At 59.9% G+C, this 799-nt stretch carries 1 protein-coding gene; it reads left to right on the plus strand.

Annotated elements, in window-relative coordinates:
• A partial coding sequence (locus tag GC722_RS17395; protein ID WP_331715030.1) for an RHS repeat-associated core domain-containing protein occupies window positions 1-349 on the plus strand: 349 nt, incomplete at its 5' end.
• Window positions 350-799: the final 450 nt, after the last annotated feature.

A 799-nucleotide genomic window follows, 5' to 3' on the forward strand; every position in this document is an offset into this window, starting at 1 on the left:
GATCCACTACGGCGCCCGCTACTACGACCCCACCACCGGCACCTTCACCCAACAAGACTCCCTCGACGCACCCCTGGACCCCCTCAACGCGAACCGCTACGCCTACGCCGGCAACGACCCCATCAACAACACCGACCCCACAGGTTACGAAAGCCTCAGTGCGTGCCTTCACAACAACGTGGGCAAGACAGTCCTCGGTGGGTTGGCGGGGGGTGCCATCGCAGGAATCGGTGGAGGCCCGGCCGGCATGGTGTCAGGCGCTGTGTTGGGTGGCCTAGGAGGCTTCGTTGCGGCATCAGCAGGATGCGGATACGACGCTATCACTCCCGACTATCCGGAAGAAGAATAATAGTAAAATGGAGATAGCCTGGATTGCAGCCGTAGCTGGGGGTGGCGCCGCCCTATATATGGCGGCAACGCAGGGAGTGAACGTGTTTACTGTACGCCATTACCCAAAGCCAATTGTAGCAGGAGCACTCCTTGCTGCACTTCTACTTGGTTGCGCAGTGATTACTCAAACCCAAGGTGCAAGTGGTTATACTGGCCCACTTGTTACTGCAGCGGTCCTAATTGGAACTGCTCAGATTATTTCTTTAGTACGTATCCGGACTTTAGGAGGCTCCGTCGAAGAAAAGGATACCGGCGAAGCAGGCCAACCCTGAGGGGCCCCGTGTGCTCAACCGCGGCTCTTCGGGCCGGACCGACCGGCTGTCGCACGGAGCGAGACCGGTCGCTCGAGACCGTCGGCAAGGACCACCACACCGCCTCCATCCTCAACGACCCCCGCACCGGCCAACCC

Origin of the sequence: Auraticoccus cholistanensis (assembly GCF_009742705.1) — a bacterium.
Lineage (GTDB): Bacteria > Actinomycetota > Actinomycetes > Propionibacteriales > Propionibacteriaceae > Auraticoccus > Auraticoccus cholistanensis.